We start from the raw sequence: 20,637 nt of genomic DNA, 5'->3' as shown, positions 1-20,637 counted from the left end.
GGCTACCCCCACCCGTAGGGGATGTCCCCCGTACGAAAGGGAGATTTTTCCAGGAGCCACGAGCCAGGAGCCAGGAGCCGGGAGCCGGGAGCCGAGGCCGGGGTCGGGGGCCGGCGGCCGAGGCTGGGAGCCGGGGTCGGGTGCCGAGGCCCGGAGCCGGGGTCGGGAGCCGGGGTCGGGAGCCGGGGTCGGGAGCCGGGGTCGGGAGCCGGGGGCCGGGGGACTCAGCGCACGGAGAGCCGGAAGGACATCTGCCCGAAGCTGACCGCGTCCCCCGCCCGGACCGCCACCGCTCCCGTGACCCGCCGTCCGTTGACGGTCGTGCCGTTGGTCGAGCCGAGGTCGCGCAGGACCCAGAGACCGCCCTGGAGGGAGAGTTCGGCGTGCATCCGGGAGACGGTCTCGTGGCTGAGCCGCAGCCCGTTCATCGGGTCGCGGCCGATCCGCAGCGGATACGGCCCCGGTTCGGGGAGCAGCAGCTTCGGCAGGCGCTCGGTGTGCCAGGCACGGCCGAGCTTCGCCGTGAACGCGGACATCTTCTCCACCACCCCGACCACCCGGCGGGTCCAGCCGGACTCGGTCCGCAAATCGGCGGTGAGGAGCGCGAGTTCGTCCGAGCGGCGCGCGACGAGAGCCCGCTCCATCCGGAACAGGAAGGTGTCGTGCGAGAGCCTGCCCTGCGCGGCACCCTCACGAAGCAGCTCCAGCGCGCGGTCCCGCTCGGCGTCGGAGAGCCGAGCGGGATGCGTGGAGAACTCGAAAGGGGTTGTCACATCCGTGATTGTCCGTCCGAGAGGCCCGAGGTGTCCAGAACGGGGCCGGGGATCGTCGGTCACCACCACGGCACGGCCGCCGGAGGTCGCGTACCGGCCCGACCAGGACGGTGACCGGGCCGGTGAGGTGAACTTCGATCGGCGGATCGACTTCGTGTGGGACACGCCGGGCGGGGCACAGTCCTGACTGCCAGGATGGACGGCGTGGACGCCGTGGAGAACGGGACGCCGTCCTGTTCCGACGCGTGGACCACTCGACGAGACGAGGGGATCGGCCGGTGCTGTTCGAGGTGTGGGCCCCGCAGGCCCGTGACCAGGTGACGTTGGAGCTCAACGGAACGGGACACCCAATGGAGCGGGACGCCGAGCGGGCCGGCTGGTGGACCTGTGTCGTGTCCGCCGGGGACGGCGACCGGTACGGCTACGCCCTGGACGGCGGGCCGGTCCTGCCCGATCCCCGCTCACGCCGTCAGCCGGACGGTCCTGACGGCCTGAGCGCGGTCGTCGACCACTCCGGGTACGTCTGGTTCAACGAGGCCCCGCGGCTGCGGCTGCGCGCCGCCGTCCTGTATGAGCTGCACGTCGGGACCTTCACCCCGGACGGCACCCTGGACGCGGCGGCGGAGCGGCTCGGGGAGCTGGCCGGGCTCGGCATCACCCATGTGGAGCTGATGCCGCTCTGCCCCTTCCCGGGAACGCGCGGCTGGGGGTACGACGGCGTCGCGCCGTGGGCGGTCCACGAGCCGTACGGCGGGCCGACGGCGCTCAAGCGCTTCGTCGACACGGCACACGGGCTCGGGATGGGCGTGATCCTGGACGTGGTCCACAACCACCTCGGCCCGTCCGGGAACCATCTGCCGTCCTTCGGCCCGTACTTCACCGACACCCACCACACGCCGTGGGGCGTGGCCGTGAACCTGGACGCGCCGGGCTCGGACGAGGTCCGCGCGTATCTGCGGGACAGCGCGCTCGCCTGGCTCCAGGACTACCGGATCGACGGGCTCCGCCTCGACGCCGTGCACGCCCTGGTGGACGACCGGGCGCTGACGTTCCTGGAGGAGCTGAGCGAGGCGGTCGACGAACTGGCGCGGGAGCAGGGCCGTCAGCACTTCCTGATCGCCGAGTCCGACCTCGCCGACCCGCGCACGACCGCCCCGCGGGTCTCGGGCGGCCTGGGCCTGCACGCCCAGTGGAACGACGACTTCCACCACGCCCTGCACACCGCGCTGACCGGTGAGTCCCAGGGCTACTACGCCGACTTCGCACGCGCCCCGCTGGCCGCGCTCGCCAAGACGCTGACCCATGTCTTCTACCACGACGGTACGTACTCCAGCTTCCGCGGCCGCCGCCACGGGCGTCCGGTGGACCGGGTCCGTACGCCCGCGCACCGTTTCCTCGGGTACGCGCAGACGCACGACCAGGTCGGCAACCGCGCGCTGGGCGACCGGCTCTCGGCGACCCTCTCCCCCGGGCTGCTGGCCTGCGCGGCGACGCTGGTCCTGACCGGGCCGTCGGTGCCGATGCTCTTCATGGGCGAGGAGTGGGGTGCGAAGACACCCTGGATGTACTTCACCGACCACACCGATCCGGAGCTCGCGGAGGCGGTACGGCGGGGCAGGCGGCGGGAGTTCGCGGAGCACGGCTGGGCGGAGGAGGACATCCCCGACCCGCAGGACGCGTCCACCCGGGACCGTTCCGTCCTGGACCGTACGGAACGCGAGCGCGCCCCGCACAGCCGCCTCGCGGCCTGGCACCGGGAGCTGATCGCGCTGCGCCGCACCCTGCCGGATCTCACCGACCCGGACCTGGCGTCGGTCCGGGTCGCGTTCGACGAGGAGGCCCGCTGGCTGGCGTTCCGGCGCGGGGTGCTGCGGATCGCGGTCAACCTGGGCAAGGAGCCGGCGGAGATCCCGCTGGGCACGAACGGCCGCGACAGGGTCCTCGCGGCCTGGGAGCCGGTCGAGGCCCCGGGCGCCGACGGCCTGCTGCGGCTGCCGGCGGAGTGCGCGGTGGTCCTGACGGACGGGTGACCTGGCGGGGGCCCGGGGGGCTACTCGACGATCGCCATCTCGTGCGGTGTGTGGTTGAAGCGACGGCCGGAACCGGTGCCGTCGCGGCCGCCGTCCTCCGTCGCCGTCACGATGTCCTCGATGCGGACGCCGAAGCGGCCCGGCAGGTAGACGCCCGGCTCGATGGAGAAGCACATGCCCGGCACGATCGGGCGCTCCTCGCCCTCGATCATGTACGGCGGTTCATGGGTCGTGACCCCGATGCCGTGGCCGGTGCGGTGGATGAAGAACTCGCCGTAACCGGCGTCCGTGATCACCTTGCGGGCCGCTCGGTCGACGTCCTGGCAGGCCACGCCGGGCCGGACGGCCTCGAAGCCGGCCTGCTGCGCCTCCCGCACCAGGTCGTGGACGCGCCGCTCCTCGGCGGTCGGTTCGCCGACGTGGACGGTACGGGTGGTGTCGGAGCCGTACCCGTGCTTGAGGCCACCGAAGTCGAGGACGACCATGTCCCCGCGCTCGATGACCCGCTCGCCCGCCTCGTGGTGCGGGTTGGCGCCGTTGGGGCCGGAGCCGACCACGGTGAAGTCGACCTGCGAGTGGCCGAACCGCATGAGGAGCGCGGCGAGATCGGCGGCCACCTCGTTCTCCCTGCGGCCGGCGAAGGCGACCTTGAGGATCTCTCCGTACGCCTGGTCGGCGGCGGCGCCGGCCGCCGCGATCCGCTCCAGCTCGTGGTCGTCCTTCACGGCCCGCAGCATGGGCAGTGCCTCGGTCAGCGAGACGTAGGAGGTGCCCGGCAGCTGCTTCTGGAGGCCGAGCAGGTGCATCGCCCACGCGTTGTCGCTGACGCCGAAGCGCCCGTCGATGTCGAGGAGGGGCGCGGTGGCGGCGTACGGGTCCATGCCGTCGGTCCAGTCGCGCAGGACGAGCGCGGCCGCGCCGGGGGCCTTCTCGGCGTCCGGGGCCTCCAGGGTCGGCACGACGAGGACCGGGTCCTGACCGGGGGTGAGGACGAGGGCGGTGAGGCGTTCGGTGGTCGCGGTGGGCCGGTAGCCGGTCAGGTACACCAGGTCGGGGCCGGGCGCGACGAGGACACCGGCGAGCCCGGCCTCGGCGGCGGCCTCGGCGGCACGGGTCATCCGCGCGCGGTAGTCGTCGGCGGTGAACGGCGCGGGCGTACGGGACTCGGGCGTACTCGACTCAGGCGTACCGGACTCGGGCGTACTCGACGCAGGCGTACCGGACTCGGGCGTACGGGATTCGGGCCTACCTGGCTTGGGCGTACGGGATTCGGGCCTACCTGGCTTGGGCGTACCGGACTCGGGCGTACTCGACATGGGGTCATCCTGCCCGTCGTGGGCAGGGGACGCGACCGCTCAGCGTAGGTCGGGGCCCTGCCCCGGGCCCTGGGCGATGAGGCGTTCGAGCAGCTCGTGGAAGTCCTCGCCGACGACGATCCGCAGCTCGCCGCCGTCCCCGTCGCGGTCGCTGAGCTGGGTGAGCGTCCCGCCGCGCCACCAGAAGACGTACGGGCTGATCGCGCCGGGCGTGTCCTCGTAGCCGGAGGCGGCGAAGGAGGCCATCGCGCCGAGCGCGGGGACGATCGTGGTGTCGCGGATCGGGTGGAAGGCCAGCTGATGCCGGAAGGGCATGGCGACGAGCGCCCCGTGCTCGCCGAGCGGCTGCCCGGTCACCCGCCTCACGACGGCGTCCAGGTCGAGGACGCGGCTCGCGGTGTAGAAGGAGTCGCCGAGGACCACCTCGAAGCACATGCCGTCGGCGTCCCGGACCGTCTCGTGCCCCTCGACGGGCAGCCCGCGCAGGTTGGCGAGCGCACGGTCGCGCAGGTCGTCGAGGTCGCCGAGGGGTTCGAGCGCCTCGTCGGTGAGCATCATGACGCTCTCGGGGAGGTCGAGGGCGAGGATCTCGTACAGTCCCGGCGCGACGCTGCGGGCGTAGCCGAAGGCCCCGGCGTCGATGCCGTCGCCGCTGACCACCCGAGGGTAGAGCTGGGAGCGGATCTGCTCGGGCCGCAGGGTGTCGAGCGCCGAGGGGCCGTCCATGGTCCGCAGCACCAGATCCACGTGGCGGCGGATCAGCGCGGGCCAGGCGCGCGGTCCGCGCCGGTCGTTGTGACAGACGGCGGCGAGGTTGCCGAGACCGAAGGCGCGGCCGTCGGCGTCGCGCACCATGTCGGCGTAGACGGTGACTTCGAGGCCGAGTTCGGCGAAGGCCTCGCGGACGCGGCTGCGGAAGAGCGCGGCCTCGCGGACGGAGAAGTACGAGAACTCGGGGTCCCTGGGCGCGTCGTCACCGTCACGCCGTGGCCCTCGCCGGAACAACCCCACGTCCGCCCGCCTTCCCTCTCGCCGTGACACCAGCCTAGGCCCTGCGCCCGCTCAGTCGGCGAGTCGTCGGGCCAACTCCGCTGGGGGGCCCTCGGGTTCGGCTCCGGTGTGGAGGAGTTCGACGCGGTGGACGAGGCGCGGGGAGACCAGCGGTACGGCGACGGCTCCGGTGACCTCGGCGGCGAGCGAGACGGGCAGGAGCGTCAGGCCGTGCCCGGCGGCGGCCAGGGCGCCGAGGACGCGGCTGTCGGTGCCCTCGTGGCGCAGGGCCGCACGGAAGCCCTGGCCGACCGGGCCGCCGTTCGCGGAGCGCAGCCGGTCGAGCGGGACGCCGGCGTCGGGGGCGTCGAGCCACCGGGCGTCGACGAGGTCGGCGAGCCGCAGTCCGGGGCGGCCGGCGAGTGGATGTCCTGCGGGCAGGACGACGGCGAACGGCTCCTCGGCGACGCGGACGGCGGTGAGCGGGCCGGCGTCCGGCAGCCGCAACGGGTCGCTGGCGGCGGCCGGTCCGTCCACCAGGCCGAGGTCGGCCGCTCCGGTGGCGACGGCCGCGGGCACCTCGTCGCGGGGCAGGGTCCGCAGGGTGACGCCGAGGGTGGTGGGGAGGCCGGCCAGGGCGGCGAGGACACGGGGGTGCGGGGCGAGCGGGGAGGCGGCGAGGGTCAGCGTCCGGATCGGTGCGGCGGCGAACCGGCCGAGGTCGGCGCGGGCGGCGTCGATCCGGAGGAGCAGCGCACCGGCGTGTTCGAGGAGGCGCTCTCCCGCCGGTGTGGGGACGACGGGGCGGCGGGCGAGGAGCGGCAGGCCGAGGTCGTGCTCCAGGGCGGCGATGTGCTGGGAGACGGCGGACTGGGTGTAGCCGAGGGCGCGGGCCGCCTCGGAGAAGGAGGCGAGTCGGGCGACGGTGACGAACGTACGGAGGTGGTGCGGGTCCATGGGGTCAGAAGTCCGGGAGGTCCAGGCGGCTCGGACAGCTCGCGAGGGCGAGGCTACCTCGGCGGCGTCCCGGCTTCCGCAACGGCCCCGGCGACCGCCCCGGCCCCCACTCCCCTCGCCATGCCGACAGGCGGACAGGCGGACAGGCGGACAGGCGGACAGGCGGACAGGTGGACAGGTCGGCAACCTCCATCAGCGAAGGCGATCGGAGGTGCAGGAATCATCGTTGGACCTGGACCGGAGCGCCCGTCGAGCATGGTCGTCATGAACCAGACACCGACGCACACCCCCCGCGTCGCCCTCGTCGGCGACCGGTCCCCGCACGTGAGGTCCCATGTCCGCGTCCCCTCCCTGTTCGACGCGCTGGCCGACCGGGACGGCCTCGTCCTCGACGCGTACTGGATCCCGACCGGCGACGCGGAGGAGCCGGGCGCGGTGTCGGGTTTCGACGCGGTGTGGGTGCTGCCGGGAAGCCCGTACGAGAGCGAGGCGGGCGCGCTGGCGGCGATCCGCACGGCCCGCGAGGACGGAATCCCGTTCCTGGGCACCTGCGGTGGGTTCCAGCACGCGCTGCTGGAGTTCGCGCGGGACGTCTGCGGCCTGACCGCCGCCGCGCACGCCGAGAACGACCCGTCGGCGGCCGGTGACGACCTGCTGATCGCGCCGCTCGCCTGCTCGCTGGTCGGACACGAGGGGGTGGTGCGGGTGACGCCGGGCTCGCTGGCGGAGGCGGTCCTCGGCGCCGAGCGGACGACGGAGCGGTACCACTGCGGCTACGGCCCGGACAGCCGACATCTGGACACCCTGGCGGCGCACGGTCTGTGGTTCACGGGCGAGGACGAGGACGGTCAGGTCCGCATCGCGGAACTGCCCGGCCACCCCTTCTTCCTGGCGACCCTCTTTCAGCCGGAACTGGCGGGCGACGGCACCCGCCCGCACGCCGTCGTCCGAGCCCTGGCCCGAGCGGCGACGGAGCACGCCCGCGACAGGGCCTAGAGGGGCGCGGGCGTGGCTACGTCATGCGGACGACGAGCTGGGCCCGGTCGCGGCCGGCGGCGACGAGGCGGGCGTTGGCCTCGTCGGAGTCGCGGACCCACCGCTCGGCGTGGGCGCGGTCCTTGCCGAAGCGGACGTGCCGCTCGACGAGCCGGGCGGCCCGGCTCCGGTCGTCCAGCTCCAGGAACCACGCCTCGTCCAGCAGCGGCAGGACGGCGGCCCAGGGGCCCGCGTCGTGCAGGAGGTAGTTCCCCTCGGTGACGACGAGCGGGATGTCCGCCGCGACCGGCACCGCTCCGGCGACGGGCTCCTCCAGGGCGCGGTCGAAGGCGGGGGCGTAGACCGTGGTGTCGGGCTCGGGGGCTCGGAGGCGGGCGAGCAGGGCGGCGTACCCGGCGGCGTCGAACGTGTCCGGTGCCCCCTTGCGTCCCGCCCGGCCGAGCCGCTCCAGCTCCGCCTGCGCGAGGTGGAAGCCGTCCATCGGCACGAGGACGGCCAGTCCGTCGAGCCGGTCGACGAGGCGGGCCGCGAGCGTGGACTTCCCGGCGCCGGGCGCCCCGGCGAGCCCGAGGATCCGCCGCCGGCCGGGAACGGCGAGGAGCCGGGCGCGGTCGGTGAGCTCGGCGAGCAGCTGGGCGTCCATGCGCTGCATTCTCGCACCGCGTGGCACCCGTCCGGTCATACGTATAACCTCTGGGTATGTCCTTCATCGCTCTCGTCACCCTCGTCGTCCGTGACTACGACGAGGCCGTCGCCTTCTACACCGACGCCCTCGGCTTCGACCTCGTCGAGGACACCGACCGCGGCGACGGCACCCGCTGGGTCGTCGTCCGCCCGCCGGGTGGCCCCGCCGGCACGGCCCTGGTCCTGGCCCGGGCGAAGAACCCGGCGGAGGAGTCCGCCGTCGGCGCCCAGACGGGCGGCCGGGTCGGCTTCTTCCTCCACACCGACGACTTCGCCCGCGACCACACCCGCATGACCACGGCGGGCGTCCGCTTCCTGGAGGAGCCGCGCCACGAGCCGTACGGCACGGTGGCGGTCTTCGAGGACCTCTACGGCAACCGCTGGGACCTACTGGAGCCGGCCACGGTCTGACCCCGGGTTCACCGCCTCCCCCGCCGCAGCCAGCCCTGGGCCTTGCCTATGTCCGTCACCGGCGCCACATGGCCGTCGCTGAAGGGCCGGCTGTGCGGCTGGAGGTGCTTCAGCCGGGCCCGCCACGAGCCGTCCGCCATCTCCATGTGCACGATGACCGGGCCCTCGGGCAGCGGGACGGTCTCCCGCCGTTTCCCGATCTCGTTGACCGCGTTCTCGTACGAGGGCAGGGTCGTGGGGTCGTCGTGCCCGTCGAGTTCGTAGAGGTGGACGATCAGGTTGTCGTCGCCCCGGTAGTGGAGGGCGAGATCGGCGGCGCCGCCCGTGTGCAGCAGGACGTCGGGGCCGCGGCTCTCCACCTCCTGCTCCGACAGGCGCGTCGCGGCGGCCAGCGGCAGCACCTGGAACTGCCAGGGGCCCTCCGCGTGCAGCTTCAGGCGCAGTCGGCCGTTTCCGGGGACCTGGGCGAGCATCCGGCCGTGGAAGTTCTCCTCGGTGCTGTTGACCAGGTTCTCTCCCTCCTTGTTCAGCCGCGTGAGGGTCCACAGGCCGGTGTAGCCGTCTCCGCGTATGTCGAGTTCGAGCACGACCGGTCCGGGCGGGAGTCCCTCCACGGTGATCACGTCGTTGTCCCGGCCGGTCTGCGTGTACGGCGGGAACACCCCACCGAAGGTCCAGTCGGGCAGACCCGGCTGGGGGCCGGCCGGACCCGGCGGAGTCACCCCCGCGGGCCCCGGAGCCGGAACCTGGTACGCGACGGGCACCGGTGCCTGCGGAGGCGCCTGGGGCGGAACCGACGCCGGCGGGTGGACCTGCGGCGGCACCTGGAACGGGACCGACGTGGGCGCTTGGACCTGCGGAGGCGCCTGGGGCGGAGCCGACGTGGGCGCCTGGAACGGAACCGACGCCGGCGGGTGGACCTGCGGCGGCACCTGGAACGGGACCGGAGGCGGCGCCGGCGCCGGGGGCTGGTGCGCCGCCGGGACCGGAGCCGGGGGCTCGTCGGCCACGTCCACGCCGTAGTCCCTCGCCAAGCCCGCCAGTCCGTTCAGCCAACCCTGGCCCACCGCGCGGAACTTCCAGCCCCCCGCCCGCCGGTACAGCTCCGCGAGCACCATCGCCGTCTCGCCGCCCGCGTCCGTCACCTCGTACGCGGCGACCGACGTGCCGTCCGGCGCGAACGCCTCCACGGACAGCCCCCGCGCGTCCCGCAGCGCGCCGTTATCCGTCGACCCGACCACCAGCACGCGAGCGATCTGCCCCTCGACCGCCGTGAGGCCGGTGTCCAGCCACACCGTGCCCGTGCCGCTCTCCTCCCCAAACAGCCTCACCGCGCCCGAGGGATGGACCGGCGCCCCGTGGAACACGATGTCCGCGTCCCCCCGGACCCGGCCGGTCTCCGTCAGCAGCAGCGCCGCGACGTCCACTCCGCCCCGCACCGCGATCCGCAGCGGCACCGTCGGAACGAACGCGTTGTCTCCCTTGATCATTTCCCCTCCCCAAAATGGATCACTCCTGGATCTTGCGGCCATCCCCGCCCCCACGACAAGGCCTGTGGAAAACCCCTCCGGCGGCCGGGCGGCGGTGTGCCAGGATGCCCATGCCATGGCATTCATACGACACCTCCGATCCGCCGCGCCGACCACCGCCGTCTCCGCCGGATTCCTCGCCGTCCTCATCGGGTTCACCAGCTCCGTGGCCGTCGTCTTCACGGCCGCCAAGGCCGCGGGGGCCACCTCCGCCGAACTCACGTCATGGGTCTTCGCCCTCGGTGTCGGGATGGGGGTGACCTGTATCGGACTGTCCCTGCGCTACCGCGCGCCGGTCGTCACCGCCTGGTCGACGCCCGGCGCAGCCCTGCTCGCCACCGGTCTGCAGGGCGTGACGATGGCGCAGGCGGTCGGGGCGTTCCTGCTCTCCGCCGTGCTCATCGCGATCAGCGGTGTCACCGGCTGGTTCGAGCGGATCATGAACCGGATTCCGGTCCCGCTCGCCTCCGCGCTGCTCGCCGGTGTCCTCCTGCAGTTCGGCACCGAGCTGTTCACGCAGATGGAGCTGAACGGGGCCGTCGCCGTCCCGATGTTCCTGGCGTATCTGGCCGGCCGGCGCTGGTTCCCGCGCTACGCGGTCGTCGCCGCGCTGGCCGTCGGTGTCGCCGCCACGGCGTGGCAGGGCTCGTGGAAGCTGGACGGCTTCGAGCTCGCACTCGCCGAACCGTCCTTCGTGCGACCCGAGTTCGACTGGCAGGTCCTCGTCGGCGTCGGCCTGCCGCTCTTCGCCGTGACCATGGCCTCGCAGAACCTGCCGGGGGTGGCCGTGCTGCGCAACGCCGGTTACGCCACGCCGATCTCGCCCCTGCTGACCTGGACCGGCACGGTCAACGCCGTTCTCGCGCCGTTCGGTTGCTTCGGTCTGAACCTGGCCGCCATCACCGCGGCGATCTGCAGCGGCGAGGCCGCCCACCCCGACCCTGGTAAGCGGTACGTCGCCGGTGTCTGGACGGGCGTCTTCTACCTGCTGGTGGGCCTCTTCGGCGGTACGGTCGGCTGGTTGCTGACCGCGATGCCGCCGGCCCTGGTCCTGGGCATCGCGGGCATCGGGCTGCTCGGCACCATCGGATCCTCGCTCACCTCGGCCCTCCGCGACGACCGGCTCCGCGAACCGGCCGTCGTCACCCTGCTCGCGACCGCGTCCGGCTTCACGCTCTTCGGCATCGGGTCGACGTTCTGGGGCCTTCTGGCAGGCGTCCTGACGCTGGCGGTCGGTGATCTGGCCCGGCGCGGACGCGGGGACACGACCGCCGCCGAAGAGCCGACACGGAGTCCCGACGCCGCCGAAGAGCCGACACGGAGTCCCGACGCCGCCGAAGAGCCGACACGGAGTCCCGACGCCGCCGAGGCCGCCCGCAGCAGCTGAACCCGGTCGGCACCCCGCAGGATCTCAGAGCGAGCGGCCCAACTCCGCCGCCCGCGCCAAGTGTTCGGCCTTGAGCGCGGGCCACTCTCCGCCGCTGCCGGCCGAGCCTCCGAGGAGGACGAACTCGCTCGCCGTCGCCCGCTCGCCGATCCGGTCGGTGAGCATGACGGTCCGCATCGCCCCGTAGCAGCCGGAGGCCTGGAGCTCCGCGATGTCGTACCCGGCCGTGCAGAGCACCAGGGCCTTCTCGGCGACCGTCCGCGGGCCGACGGTCGCCCGGGCGAACCCCACCGTCCAGACGCGGTCGAACCAGCCCTTGAGGCGGGCCGGGCAGTCCGCCCACCACACCGGGTAGACGAACACCCAGGTGTCGGCGGCGGCGAGCGCGGCCTGCTCGGCGGCGACGTCCTCGGGGACGGGCGCCTCGACGTCGGCTCCCGACTCGCGCGCGTACTCGGCGGGCGTGAGTTCCGAGCGGAAGTCCATCGCGTAGAGGTCCGAGACCGTGTACGGACGACCGCTGTCGACCAGGCCGCCGAGGAACGCGTCGAGCACCTCGCGCGTGAAGCTCCGCTCGCTGGGATGTGCGTAGACGACGTGTACGGGGGCCCTCACGCGTCCACCTCGGGTCGAAGGAGAGTCGGGGGCCGCCGGCGCCCCGAGCGCCGTGCCGCCGGCGCGGCGCCCCCAAGGCGTAAGCCGTCGACCATGGGCGTCAGCCCTCGACCGGCGTCAGCCGCAGCGAGATGCTGTTGATGCAGTACCGCTGGTCGGTCGGGGTCGGGTACCCCTCGCCCTCGAAGACATGGCCCAGGTGCGAGCCGCAGCGCGCGCAGCGGACCTCCGTACGCACCATGCCGTGTGAGCGGTCCTGGATCAGCTCGACCGCCTCGCTCTCCTTCGGGTCGTAGAACGACGGCCAGCCGCAGTGCGACTCGAACTTCTCCGTCGACGTGAACAGCTCGGCGCCGCACGCCCGGCAGGAGTACACGCCTTCGGTCTTCGTGTCCGTGTACTCACCCCGGAACGCGGGCTCGGTGCCGGCCTGGCGCAGGACCTGGTACTCCTGCGGGGTCAGCTCCGCGCGCCACTGCTCGTCCGGCTTCTCGACCTCGTACGACGCCATCACACGCTCCTCAGCTCGACAGGCGGGCGAGGATCCGCGGACCGAGGTCCGTGACGTCGCCCGCGCCCATCGTCAGAACGAGATCACCGGGCCTGGCCATTCCCACCACGACCTCCGGGACCGTGTCCTTGTCGGCCACCGGCGTCACGTCCGCGCCCGCCGCGCGGGCCGCCGTGATGATCAGCTCGCTGGTGATGCCCGGGATCGGGTCCTCGCGGGCCGGGTAGATGTCCAGGACCACGGAGGCGTCGGCGAGGGCGAGGGCGTCGCCCATCTCCTTGCCGAGCTCCTGGGTGCGGGAGAAGAGGTGGGGCTGGAAGACCACGAGGAGGCGCGCGGCCCCGGCGGCGCCGCGCATGGCCTCCAGATCGGCGGTCATCTCGGTGGGGTGGTGGGCGTACGAGTCGATGACCTGCACGCCGGCCGCCTCGCCCTTGAGCTGGAGGCGTCGACCGACCCCGGTGTACGCGGTGAGGGCCTGGGCCAGCTCCGCCGGGTCGATGCCCACCCGGGAGCCGGCGGCGAGGGCGGCGGCCGCGTTGTGGGCGTAGTGGCGGCCCGGGACGGAGACGGTGAAGGTGTGCTCGACACCGTCCATGACGACGACGACCTCGCTGGTCATGCCGTTCGGGACGATCGAACGGATCCACACGTCGGAGGTCTGGGCCTCGCCGACGGTGACCACGTGCAGGTCCCGGTCGCCGGCGACCCGCCCGGCCAGTTCGAGGGCGCCGGGGTGCTCGCCGACGACGAGGGTGCCGCCGGGGCGGATCTTGGCGGTGAAGGCCTCGAAGGACTCGTAGATCTCGTCCATGGAGGCGTAGTTCGCATGATGGTCCAGCTCGACGTTGAGGACGATCGCGACCTCGGGGTCGTACTTCTGGAAGCTGCGGTCGCTTTCGTCGGCCTCGGCCACGAAGACCTGACCGTCGCCGTGGCGGGCGTTCGTGCCCGGGCCCGCGAGGTCGCCGCCGATGGCGTACGAGGGGTCGAGACCGAGCTCGGTGAGCGCGACGGCCAGCATGGACGTGGTCGTCGTCTTGCCGTGCGTACCGGCGACGGCGATCGCGCGCAGGCCGTCCATCAGGGAGGCGAGCGCGTCGGAGCGGTGGACGACCGGGATGTCCAGCTCGGCGGCGCGGGCCAGCTCGGGGTTGTCCGCGCGAATGGCGCTGGAGACGACGACGGCGGAGGCGTCGTCGGCGAGGTGGGCGGCGGAGTGCCCGATGTGCACCGTGACCCCGAGCGCGCGCAGCGCCTCGGCGGTCGCGGACTCCTTGGCGTCGCTGCCGGCGACCTTCGCCCCGCGCTGCGCGAGGATCTTCGCGATGCCCGACATTCCGGCACCGCCGATGCCGATGAAGTGCGGCCGTTCCATGGCGGCAGGGATGGCGGGTGCCATGAGTGTTCTCCCCGGGGGACGACGTACAGGAGGTCCCCAGCCTAGTGGCTCGCTGTGACAGCCCCCGGCTGACCACAGTGCGCCGTCCCCCGCGCGTCTTCGCGCCGCCCGTGCGGGCGGCGCGGAGACGGCGGCCACCGCTACGGCGCGCCGGGCGGCCCCTGCACTCCTCAGACGCTCTCCGCCTCGCTGTGCGCGAACAGCTTCAGGACCGGTACGCCGACCTTGTGCCGGGCTCTCGACGCCCAGTCCCGGTGGAAGAACTCCTCCACGTAGTGCGGGGCCGTCAGGACGATGACCTCGTCGGCGGCGGACTCGTCGACCACGGCCTTCATCTTGTCGAGGGGGTGGTCCTCGACCACCTGCCCGACCGCCTCGCACCCCGCGTTCCGCAACCCCTGGAGGGAGTACTCCAGGGCCTGCTCGGCGGGGACGCGGGCCGCCTTGCCCTCGGGTTCCTCACCCTCGCGGGCCGCTTCCTTCAGGTCGCCCATGGCGACGTCGTCGATGGCACGCAGCAGTACATCGGCCTGGTCACCACGGGGCTGCATCAGCACGATGAAGGACACGTCCTCGTCGCCGTGCAGGGTGGTGACGAATTCCACGTCGACGGACGTGAGGGGCTTCTCGATCATCAGAACGCTTGTGAACACCTCAGGAGCCCTTCTGCGGAAACCATCCTTCCCCGCGCCCGCAAGGGGTCTACGGGGTCTTCGGGGGTAAGTGTGCCCAGCGGAAGCTAACCGGAACGACAAATTCCGCCGATTGTCAGATCCGACGGTAGCGGGTGAAAAGGAACCCGGCCTCTTCCAGCAGCGACGCCATGGCGAACCGCTGCGGGACGGCCACCGACGGCCCTCCGGCGATGCGCTGGGCGGCGCCCGCCGTCATCGTGGGCGAGACCGTCAGGCACAGCTCGTCGAGCACCCCGGCCGCCACGAACTGGCCCAGCAACCGGGGGCCGCCCTCGGTCAGCTGCCGCCGGAGCCCCCGCTCGGCGAGCGCCGCCACCGCGCGGGCCGGCTCGACGCCGGGCCCCTCGCCCGCGATCACCACCTCCGCCCCTGCCGCCCGGGCCTCGGCCACGCGCGCGGCGGGCGCCTCGGCGCCGGTCAGGATCAGGGTCGGGACCAGGGGCTCGGTGAAGAGCGGCAGCGTGAAGTCGAGGCCGAGGGAGGCGCTGACCACGGCGATCACCGGCGCGGACCCCTGCCCGGCGGCCGCCCGGCGGGCCGCGAAGGCGTCCCGGGCGCGGGCGGGGCGGTACCCCTCCTGCCGTACGGTCTGCGCGCCGACGACGATCACGTCGGCGAGGCCGCGCAGGGTGCCGAAGATCCGCATGTCGCTGTCCGAGGAAAGCGGCTGGGAGCGGCCGTCGTGCTGGCCGGCGCCGTCGAGGGAGGAGACCATGTTGGCGCGCAGCCAGCTCTCGCCGGGGGCGAGGGCCGGGTACGGATAGGCGTCGGCGAGCTCGTCCAGGGACCACTCCCTGTCGAGGAGACCCTCACGGTCCGCGGCGTCGCGGCCGGTAGCCCAGCTGTCCGTAGCGTCACCGGCCGTCACACCCCCACTCGTGGCGTCGCGGCCGATGGCCCCGCTGTCCATGGCGTCACCGGCCGTCACGCCCCCGCGCGTGGCATCGCGGCCGATGGCCCCGCTGTCCATAGCGTCACCGGCCGTCGCACCCCCACCCGTGGCGTCGCGGCCCCCTACGTCCGCGCGGCCCGGGGCATCGCTGGCTGTCATGTCCGTCACAGGGAACAGGCGTCGCATCCTCGCAGTCTGACACGGCGCATAGAGTGGGGAACTGTGTCGACCCGTGCCTCCCACGCCCCCCGCGCCATGACCGAAGCGGCTTCCACCGAAGCGGCCCCGGTCTCCCTCTGCGCCCGGGAGCCCCATGTCCCCGCCGACCGGCTCGTCGCGGAGATGGTCCCGCCGCCACGATTCGACTCGGTGCGCTTCGACACGTACATACCGGACCCGAACCAGCCCAGCCAGACCGACGCGGTCAGGGTCCTGAGCGCCTTCGCCGAGGGACTCGGCGGCGCCCACGCCACCGGCTCCGGCAAGCGCCCGGCCCTCAGCCGCTGGTTCGCCAAGAAGCCCGCGGCCCCCACAGGGCCGCGCGGGGTGTACCTCGACGGCGGCTACGGCGTCGGCAAGACCCACCTGCTCGCCTCCCTCTGGCACGCGACGCCCGCCGAGCCCGGCCTCAAGGCCTTCGGCACCTTCGTGGAGCTGACGAACCTGGTCGGCGCGCTCGGCTTCCAGCAGACCGTGCGCACCCTGAGCGGACACCGGCTGCTCTGCATCGACGAATTCGAACTGGACGACCCGGGCGACACCGTCCTCGTCTCCTCCCTGCTCAGCCGACTGGTGGAGGAGGGCGTGGCGCTCGCCGCCACCTCCAACACGCTGCCGGGCAAGCTGGGCGAGGGCCGCTTCGCCGCCGCCGACTTCCTCCGCGAGATCCAGGGCCTCTCCGCCCACTTCCGTCCGCTGCGCATCGACGGCGAGGACTACCGCCACCGCGGACTGCCCGAGGCCCCCGCCCCGTACTCCGACGAACAGGTGACGAAGGCGGCGTACGCGACCCCCGGCGCCTCGCTCGACGACTTCCCGCACCTGCTCGACCACCTGGCCAAGGTCCACCCCAGCCGGTACGGCGCGCTCACCGACGATCTGACGGCGGTCTGCCTCACGGACGTGACCGCGATCCCGGACCAGTCGACCGCGCTGCGCCTCGTCGTCCTCGCCGACCGGCTGTACGACCGCGAGGTCCCGGTGCTCGCCTCCGGGCTCCCCTTCGACCAGCTCTTCAGTGAAGAGATGCTGAAGGGCGGGTACCGCAAGAAGTACTTCCGGGCGATCTCCCGGCTCACCGCACTGGCACGGGACGCGAAGGGCTTGGTCGAGCAGTAGGTTGGGGGCCGTACCCGATCGAAAGGGATTCACATGGCCACCGTCCGCCACGCCCACACCGTCTGGGAGGGCGACCTCCTCAAGGGCAAGGGCGTCGTCACCCTCGACTCCTCCGGCCTCGGTTCGTACGAGGTCTCCTGGCCGTCCCGCGCCGAGGAGCCGAACGGCAGGACCAGCCCGGAGGAGCTGATCGCCGCCGCGCACTCGTCCTGCTTCTCGATGGCCTTCTCCAACGGCCTGGCCAAGGCGGGCAACCCGCCGACCCGCCTGGAGACCAAGGCCGATGTCACCTTCCAGCCGGGCGAGGGCATCACGGGCATCCACCTGACGGTCCGCGGCGAGGTCCCGGGGCTGGACGCGGACCAGTTCCGCTCGCTGGCCGAGGAAGCCAAGAAGAACTGCCCGGTCAGTCAGGCGCTCACGGGCACGACGATCACCCTGACCGCCGAACTGGTCTGATCCGTACAACTCTTGATGCCGAGTGAGGCCGTGTAGGCCCGCATGGGTTCACGTGTCACCAGACCGCGTGATACACACTGCGGGTCACACGTCACACCTCTCCTGTCCGCCAACAGAAGTGGGTTGCCTCCGCATGTCTGCGACACGACGTCAGATCCTCTCCCGCACCGGTGCCTCCGTCGCCGGTATCGCCTTCTCGGGCGCCCTCGGTGAGCTCTTCGCCGGTACGGCCGCCGCCCGGGGCCACGCCGGCTACGGCCCCCTCCTCCCCGACCCCGCCGGCCTCCTCGACCTCCCCAAGGGCTTCCGCTACACGGTCCTCTCCCGCGAGGGCGACGCGCTGCGCTCCGGCGAGGGCCGCGTCCCCAGCAACTTCGACGGCATGGGCGCCTTCGCCGGCCGCCGGGGCCGCGTCCACCTGGTCCGCAACCACGAGAACCGCGTCACCGGCAGGATCGGCGTCCCGACGGTCCAGGGCCTGACGTACGACCCGGCGGCCAAGGGCGGCTGTACGGCGCTCACGCTGGACGGCCGGGGCGAGGTCATCGACGAGCGGGTCGCGATCGCCGGCACCGCGGTCAACTGCGCCGGCGGGCCGACCCCTTGGGGCACCTGGCTCACCTGCGAGGAGACCGAGGACCGGGCCGGGACCAACGGCTACACCAAGGACCACGGTTTCATCTTCGAGGTCGACGGCGCTGACCCGCACCGCACCGGAGCCGTCCCGCTCACGGCCATGGGCCGCTTCCAGCACGAGGCGATCGCCGTCGACCCGCGGAGCGGGATCGTGTACGAGACCGAGGACGCCTTCGAGAAGCCGTTCGGGCTCTTCTACCGCTTCCTGCCCAAGGCGCCCCTGGGCGGCCACGGATCGCTGCGCGCCGGCGGCGCCCTCCAGGCGATGCGGGTGCCGGGCGTGCCCGACCTCTCCGTGATCCAGGAGACCGGGGCGAGCTTCGACGGCGTCGAGTGGGTCCCCGTACCGGACCCGCAGGCGGCCGAGACCCCCATCAGGCTCCAGGACTTCGGGCCGCGCGGCATCACGCACGCGCAGAAGCTGGAGGGGTGCTACTGGGGCGGCCGGTCCGTCTACTTCGTCTCGTCCTTCGCCCGTACCGCCGACGGCTCGGGCGCGACGCACTACGGACAGGTGTGGAGGTACGAGCCGCACCGGCGCCGGCTGACCCTCGTCGTCGTCTTCGGCCCGAGCACGGACATCCGGCTTCCCGGCGAGTCACCGGACAACATCTGCCTCGCCCCGAGCGGCGGCCTGATGGTCTGCGAGGACGGCGAGGGCGCGCAGCACGTGTACGGGCTGACGCGGAAGGGCGAGGTGTACGCGATGGCCCGCGGGGCCCAGAACATCGGCACGCCCCAGGCCCCGGAGTGGGGCGAGTTCGCGGGCGTGACGTTCTCCCCGGACGGCACGACCATGTACGTCAACTGCTATACGCCCGGGACGACGTTCGCCGTGCGGGGTCCATGGTGCTGACCTAGCCGCCGACGCCCGGTCGCGCAGCCGCGCTTTCCGTCGCAGGATCGGGGGAAGGCGCGGGGCGGACGGGAAGGGGTCGCGAGGTGGCGAAGAAAGACAAGAAGGACAAGAAAGACAAGGACAAGAAGCACAAGAAGGACAAGGCGAAGAAGAAGCACGAGGAACGGGAGCAGGAGCAGGAGGGCGGCAAGGGCGGCAAGGAGCAGGACGGGTTTCGGAAGTCGAAGCAGTCGGCGGAGCCGGCCGTTCGGGACGTCCTGCGGCTGCCCGTCGGCAAGCCGGTCGACCTGTCCACGTACTCCGCCTCGGAGACTCCCGTCGGGCCGCGGACCAAGATGGACGGGATCGCGGCCACGGCCCTCATGGGTCCCGACCTCGCCGACCTCCAGGAGCGGCTGTACGCGGCGAGCACGGCCGGCGACCGGCGCCGGCTGCTGCTCGTCCTCCAGGGCATGGACACGAGCGGCAAGGGCGGCACGGTCAAGCACGTCATCGGCTTCTTCAACCCCTCCGGCTGCCGGATCCGCGCCTTCAAGACGCCGACGGCCGAGGAGCGCGGGCACCCCTTCCTCTGGCGGATCTCCCGGGCGCTGCCGGTGCCGGGCGAGATCGGCATCTTCGACCGCTCGCACTACGAGGACGTCCTCATCGCCCGCGTCCGCGAACTGGTACCGCGCCGCGACCTCGGCCGCCGCTACGGCCAGATCAACCGCTGGGAGGAGTCCCTGACCGAGGACGGCGTGACCGTCGTGAAGGTCTTCCTCCACATCTCGTACGAGGAACAGCGCGCCCGTCTGATGGAACGTCTGGACAACCCGGACAAGCACTGGAAGTTCAACGCGGGCGACATCGAGGAGCGGGCGCTGTGGCCCGCGTACCAGGAGGCGTACGCACGCGCTCTGGAACGCTGCTCGACGGAGGCGTCGCCCTGGTACCTGGTCCCGGCCGATCGTAAGTGGTACCGCAACTGGGCGATCAGCAAGCTCCTCCTGGAGCACCTCTCCGCCCTGGACCCGCAGTACCCGCCGGGTGGCTTCGACGTGGCGGAGTGCCGAAGGCTGTTGCTCGCCACCTGATCGGTTAACTTCCGTGAGTGACCATTTCTGTACGAAAAATGTCGGCGCTTGCTCTCCTGGGTGCCGTACTCGTCGGCTGCGGCGGGGGCGCCGCCGACCTGGCGTCGGCGCCTGAGGACCCGTCGTCCGCCGCGCCGTCGAGCTCCGGGGCGCGTGCGAGCACCACACCGGGCACGGGTGCGAGTGCCGGGGCGGGAGCGAGTGCCGGGCCGAGTGCCGGGGCCGCGCCCGGGCCCGGCGTGGCGCGCAAGGCGCCGCCGACCATGGCTCCTGGGCCCGGCGGGCTCACGCCGGTGTTCGAGCGCGCCCGCAAGGGCGGCGACAAGGTCGTCGCGCTCACCTTCGACGCCGACATGACGGCCGACCAGGGGCGGCGGGCCGCCGGCGGCGAGCGCTTCGACAACCCGGCGCTGATCGAGACGCTGCGCCGGCTGAAGGTCGACGCGACGGTCTTCATGACCGGCCGGTGGGCCGAGGAGTACCCGGACCAGGCCCGGTCCATCGGCACCGACCCCCGTTTCGAGATCGCCAACCACTCCTACAGCCACTACGCCTTCGCCACGCCCTGCTACGGCCTGCCGACGGTCGCGAAGCAGGACATGGCCGCCGACGTACGGCGGGCCTTCGACGCCTTCCGGAAGGCGGGGGCGCGCAATGTCGTGCCGTACTTCCGCTTCCCCGGCGGCTGCTACGACGACGGGGCCCTGCGCGCGCTCGCGCCCGCGAAGGTCACGGCGGTCCAGTGGGACGTGGTCAGTGGCGACGCCTTCGCCGAGGACGGCGACGCGGTCGCCGAGCAGGTCCTCGACGGGGTGCGGCCCGGCTCCCTCGTGGTCATGCACTGCACGCGCAGCGCCGCTCCCGTCACGGAGCAGGCGATCCGGAGGATCGTGCCCGAACTGCGGGCCAGGGGCTACCGCTTCGTGAAGGTGTCGGAGCTGATGGCGGCGCCGGCGGAGACCACACGAGGGGCTGGCACGGGAGCCGCCGGGCCGGCGACGGATCGCGCCCGGTAGCCACCGGAGTTCCATCGGAGTCTCACCGGACTTCCCACCGGCGCACTGTCCTGGCTTTCCGGACA

The 20,637-nt window shown here is 72.8% G+C and carries 19 protein-coding genes and 1 pseudogene; 9 read left to right on the top strand and 11 right to left on the bottom strand.

The annotated features are described in order from the left end of the window. Nucleotides 1–224 precede the first annotated feature (224 nt). Entirely contained in the window at nucleotides 225–773 is a 549-nt protein-coding gene (locus tag ACIPPS_RS31425) for an FHA domain-containing protein (protein WP_401439190.1), read from the bottom strand. Nucleotides 774–1,051: 278 nt separating this feature from the next. Between ACIPPS_RS31425 and treZ the strand changes: the two genes are divergently transcribed. Then, the gene (treZ, locus tag ACIPPS_RS31420) at nucleotides 1,052–2,803 is read left to right on the top strand and encodes a malto-oligosyltrehalose trehalohydrolase (protein WP_401439187.1); all 1,752 of its coding nucleotides are present in this window, start codon (nucleotides 1,052–1,054) and stop codon (nucleotides 2,801–2,803) included. A gap of 20 nt (nucleotides 2,804–2,823) precedes the next feature. Here the strand turns inward: treZ and ACIPPS_RS31415 are convergent, their stop codons facing one another. From ACIPPS_RS31415 to ACIPPS_RS31405, 3 genes are all read right to left on the bottom strand, one after another. Then, a complete protein-coding gene (locus ACIPPS_RS31415) occupies nucleotides 2,824–3,921 on the bottom strand; it encodes an aminopeptidase P family protein (RefSeq protein WP_401439270.1) in 1,098 nt (365 codons plus the stop codon). Nucleotides 3,922–4,158: 237 nt separating this feature from the next. Next, entirely contained in the window at nucleotides 4,159–5,130 is a 972-nt protein-coding gene (locus ACIPPS_RS31410; protein WP_401439184.1) for a hypothetical protein, read from the bottom strand. Nucleotides 5,131–5,181: 51 nt separating this feature from the next. Next, on the bottom strand, nucleotides 5,182–6,066 hold the full coding sequence (locus ACIPPS_RS31405) for a LysR family transcriptional regulator (RefSeq protein WP_401439181.1): 885 nt from the start codon (nucleotides 6,064–6,066) through the stop codon (nucleotides 5,182–5,184). Between the two features lie 264 nt (nucleotides 6,067–6,330). On the opposite strand from ACIPPS_RS31405, the gene ACIPPS_RS31400 reads away from it, so the two are divergent. Next, nucleotides 6,331–7,062 carry a hypothetical protein gene (locus tag ACIPPS_RS31400; RefSeq protein ID WP_401439178.1) on the top strand — a complete coding sequence of 244 codons (732 nt, stop codon included), beginning with the start codon at nucleotides 6,331–6,333 and terminating at the stop codon, nucleotides 7,060–7,062. 16 nt (nucleotides 7,063–7,078) lie between these two features. Here the strand turns inward: ACIPPS_RS31400 and ACIPPS_RS31395 are convergent, their stop codons facing one another. Next, a complete protein-coding gene (locus ACIPPS_RS31395) occupies nucleotides 7,079–7,714 on the bottom strand; it encodes a nucleoside/nucleotide kinase family protein (RefSeq protein ID WP_401439176.1) in 636 nt (211 codons plus the stop codon). A 47-nt stretch (nucleotides 7,715–7,761) separates the two neighbouring features. Here ACIPPS_RS31395 and ACIPPS_RS31390 point away from each other — a divergent pair, with 47 nt between their 5' ends. After that, nucleotides 7,762–8,157: a VOC family protein gene (locus ACIPPS_RS31390; RefSeq protein WP_401439174.1), complete on the top strand. Its 396-nt coding sequence runs from the start codon at nucleotides 7,762–7,764 to the stop codon at nucleotides 8,155–8,157. 8 nt (nucleotides 8,158–8,165) lie between these two features. On the opposite strand, the gene ACIPPS_RS31385 is transcribed toward ACIPPS_RS31390, so the two are convergent. Next, nucleotides 8,166–9,647, bottom strand: coding sequence for a TerD family protein (locus tag ACIPPS_RS31385; RefSeq protein ID WP_401439171.1), 1,482 nt, complete (start codon nucleotides 9,645–9,647; stop codon nucleotides 8,166–8,168). Nucleotides 9,648–9,762: 115 nt separating this feature from the next. On the opposite strand from ACIPPS_RS31385, the gene ACIPPS_RS31380 reads away from it, so the two are divergent. Next, complete coding sequence (locus ACIPPS_RS31380) at nucleotides 9,763–11,073, top strand: benzoate/H(+) symporter BenE family transporter (protein WP_401439169.1); 1,311 nt, start codon at nucleotides 9,763–9,765, stop codon at nucleotides 11,071–11,073. Nucleotides 11,074–11,097: 24 nt separating this feature from the next. On the opposite strand, the gene ACIPPS_RS31375 is transcribed toward ACIPPS_RS31380, so the two are convergent. The 5 genes from ACIPPS_RS31375 to ACIPPS_RS31355 form a co-directional block, all read right to left on the bottom strand. Continuing rightward, entirely contained in the window at nucleotides 11,098–11,688 is a 591-nt protein-coding gene (locus ACIPPS_RS31375; protein ID WP_401439166.1) for an NAD(P)H-dependent oxidoreductase, read from the bottom strand. Nucleotides 11,689–11,788: 100 nt separating this feature from the next. Beyond that, complete coding sequence (gene msrB / locus ACIPPS_RS31370) at nucleotides 11,789–12,199, bottom strand: peptide-methionine (R)-S-oxide reductase MsrB (protein WP_401439163.1); 411 nt, start codon at nucleotides 12,197–12,199, stop codon at nucleotides 11,789–11,791. 10 nt (nucleotides 12,200–12,209) lie between these two features. Next, nucleotides 12,210–13,601 carry a UDP-N-acetylmuramate--L-alanine ligase gene (murC, locus tag ACIPPS_RS31365; protein ID WP_401439160.1) on the bottom strand — a complete coding sequence of 464 codons (1,392 nt, stop codon included), beginning with the start codon at nucleotides 13,599–13,601 and terminating at the stop codon, nucleotides 12,210–12,212. Nucleotides 13,602–13,771: 170 nt separating this feature from the next. Beyond that, the gene (locus tag ACIPPS_RS31360) at nucleotides 13,772–14,254 is read right to left on the bottom strand and encodes an indole-3-glycerol phosphate synthase (RefSeq protein ID WP_401439157.1); all 483 of its coding nucleotides are present in this window, start codon (nucleotides 14,252–14,254) and stop codon (nucleotides 13,772–13,774) included. A gap of 115 nt (nucleotides 14,255–14,369) precedes the next feature. Then, nucleotides 14,370–15,206: a pyrimidine reductase family protein gene (locus ACIPPS_RS31355; RefSeq protein WP_401439268.1), complete on the bottom strand. Its 837-nt coding sequence runs from the start codon at nucleotides 15,204–15,206 to the stop codon at nucleotides 14,370–14,372. Between the two features lie 237 nt (nucleotides 15,207–15,443). Between ACIPPS_RS31355 and zapE the strand changes: the two genes are divergently transcribed. The 5 genes and pseudogenes from zapE to ACIPPS_RS31330 form a co-directional block, all read left to right on the top strand. Further along, entirely contained in the window at nucleotides 15,444–16,526 is a 1,083-nt protein-coding gene (gene zapE / locus ACIPPS_RS31350; protein WP_401439265.1) for a cell division protein ZapE, read from the top strand. 33 nt (nucleotides 16,527–16,559) lie between these two features. Continuing rightward, on the top strand, nucleotides 16,560–16,985 hold the full coding sequence (locus tag ACIPPS_RS31345) for an OsmC family protein (protein WP_401439155.1): 426 nt from the start codon (nucleotides 16,560–16,562) through the stop codon (nucleotides 16,983–16,985). Nucleotides 16,986–17,118: 133 nt separating this feature from the next. Further along, nucleotides 17,119–18,477, top strand: a complete 1,359-nt coding sequence (locus tag ACIPPS_RS31340; RefSeq protein ID WP_401439153.1) for an alkaline phosphatase PhoX — start codon at nucleotides 17,119–17,121, stop codon at nucleotides 18,475–18,477. Nucleotides 18,478–18,563: 86 nt separating this feature from the next. Next, on the top strand, nucleotides 18,564–19,556 hold the full coding sequence (locus ACIPPS_RS31335; protein ID WP_401439151.1) for a PPK2 family polyphosphate kinase: 993 nt from the start codon (nucleotides 18,564–18,566) through the stop codon (nucleotides 19,554–19,556). Between the two features lie 38 nt (nucleotides 19,557–19,594). Further along, a pseudogene (locus ACIPPS_RS31330) lies at nucleotides 19,595–20,500 on the top strand (polysaccharide deacetylase family protein); the annotation flags it as partial. Nucleotides 20,501–20,637: the final 137 nt, after the last annotated feature.

The organism is Streptomyces sp. NPDC090127, assembly GCF_044746945.1.
Lineage (GTDB): Bacteria > Actinomycetota > Actinomycetes > Streptomycetales > Streptomycetaceae > Streptomyces.
This window is presented reverse-complemented; position numbering and strand designations above follow the sequence as displayed.

Bases quoted from the DNA above. Each gene is read 5' to 3' on its own strand.
- ACIPPS_RS31345 (WP_401439155.1), top strand. From the start codon at position 16,560: ATGGCCACCGTCCGCCACGCCCACACCGTCTGGGAGGGCGACCTCCTC.
- murC (WP_401439160.1), bottom strand. From the start codon at position 13,601: ATGGCACCCGCCATCCCTGCCGCCATGGAACGGCCGCACTTCATCGGC.
- ACIPPS_RS31385 (WP_401439171.1), bottom strand. From the start codon at position 9,647: ATGATCAAGGGAGACAACGCGTTCGTTCCGACGGTGCCGCTGCGGATC.
- ACIPPS_RS31415 (WP_401439270.1), bottom strand. From the start codon at position 3,921: ATGACCCGTGCCGCCGAGGCCGCCGCCGAGGCCGGGCTCGCCGGTGTC.
- msrB (WP_401439163.1), bottom strand. From the start codon at position 12,199: ATGGCGTCGTACGAGGTCGAGAAGCCGGACGAGCAGTGGCGCGCGGAG.
- ACIPPS_RS31380 (WP_401439169.1), top strand. From the start codon at position 9,763: ATGGCATTCATACGACACCTCCGATCCGCCGCGCCGACCACCGCCGTC.
- ACIPPS_RS31400 (WP_401439178.1), top strand. From the start codon at position 6,331: ATGAACCAGACACCGACGCACACCCCCCGCGTCGCCCTCGTCGGCGAC.
- ACIPPS_RS31355 (WP_401439268.1), bottom strand. From the start codon at position 15,206: ATGGACAGCGGGGCCATCGGCCGCGACGCCACGAGTGGGGGTGTGACG.
- zapE (WP_401439265.1), top strand. From the start codon at position 15,444: ATGACCGAAGCGGCTTCCACCGAAGCGGCCCCGGTCTCCCTCTGCGCC.
- ACIPPS_RS31405 (WP_401439181.1), bottom strand. From the start codon at position 6,066: ATGGACCCGCACCACCTCCGTACGTTCGTCACCGTCGCCCGACTCGCC.
- ACIPPS_RS31340 (WP_401439153.1), top strand. From the start codon at position 17,119: ATGTCTGCGACACGACGTCAGATCCTCTCCCGCACCGGTGCCTCCGTC.
- ACIPPS_RS31395 (WP_401439176.1), bottom strand. From the start codon at position 7,714: ATGCAGCGCATGGACGCCCAGCTGCTCGCCGAGCTCACCGACCGCGCC.
- ACIPPS_RS31390 (WP_401439174.1), top strand. From the start codon at position 7,762: ATGTCCTTCATCGCTCTCGTCACCCTCGTCGTCCGTGACTACGACGAG.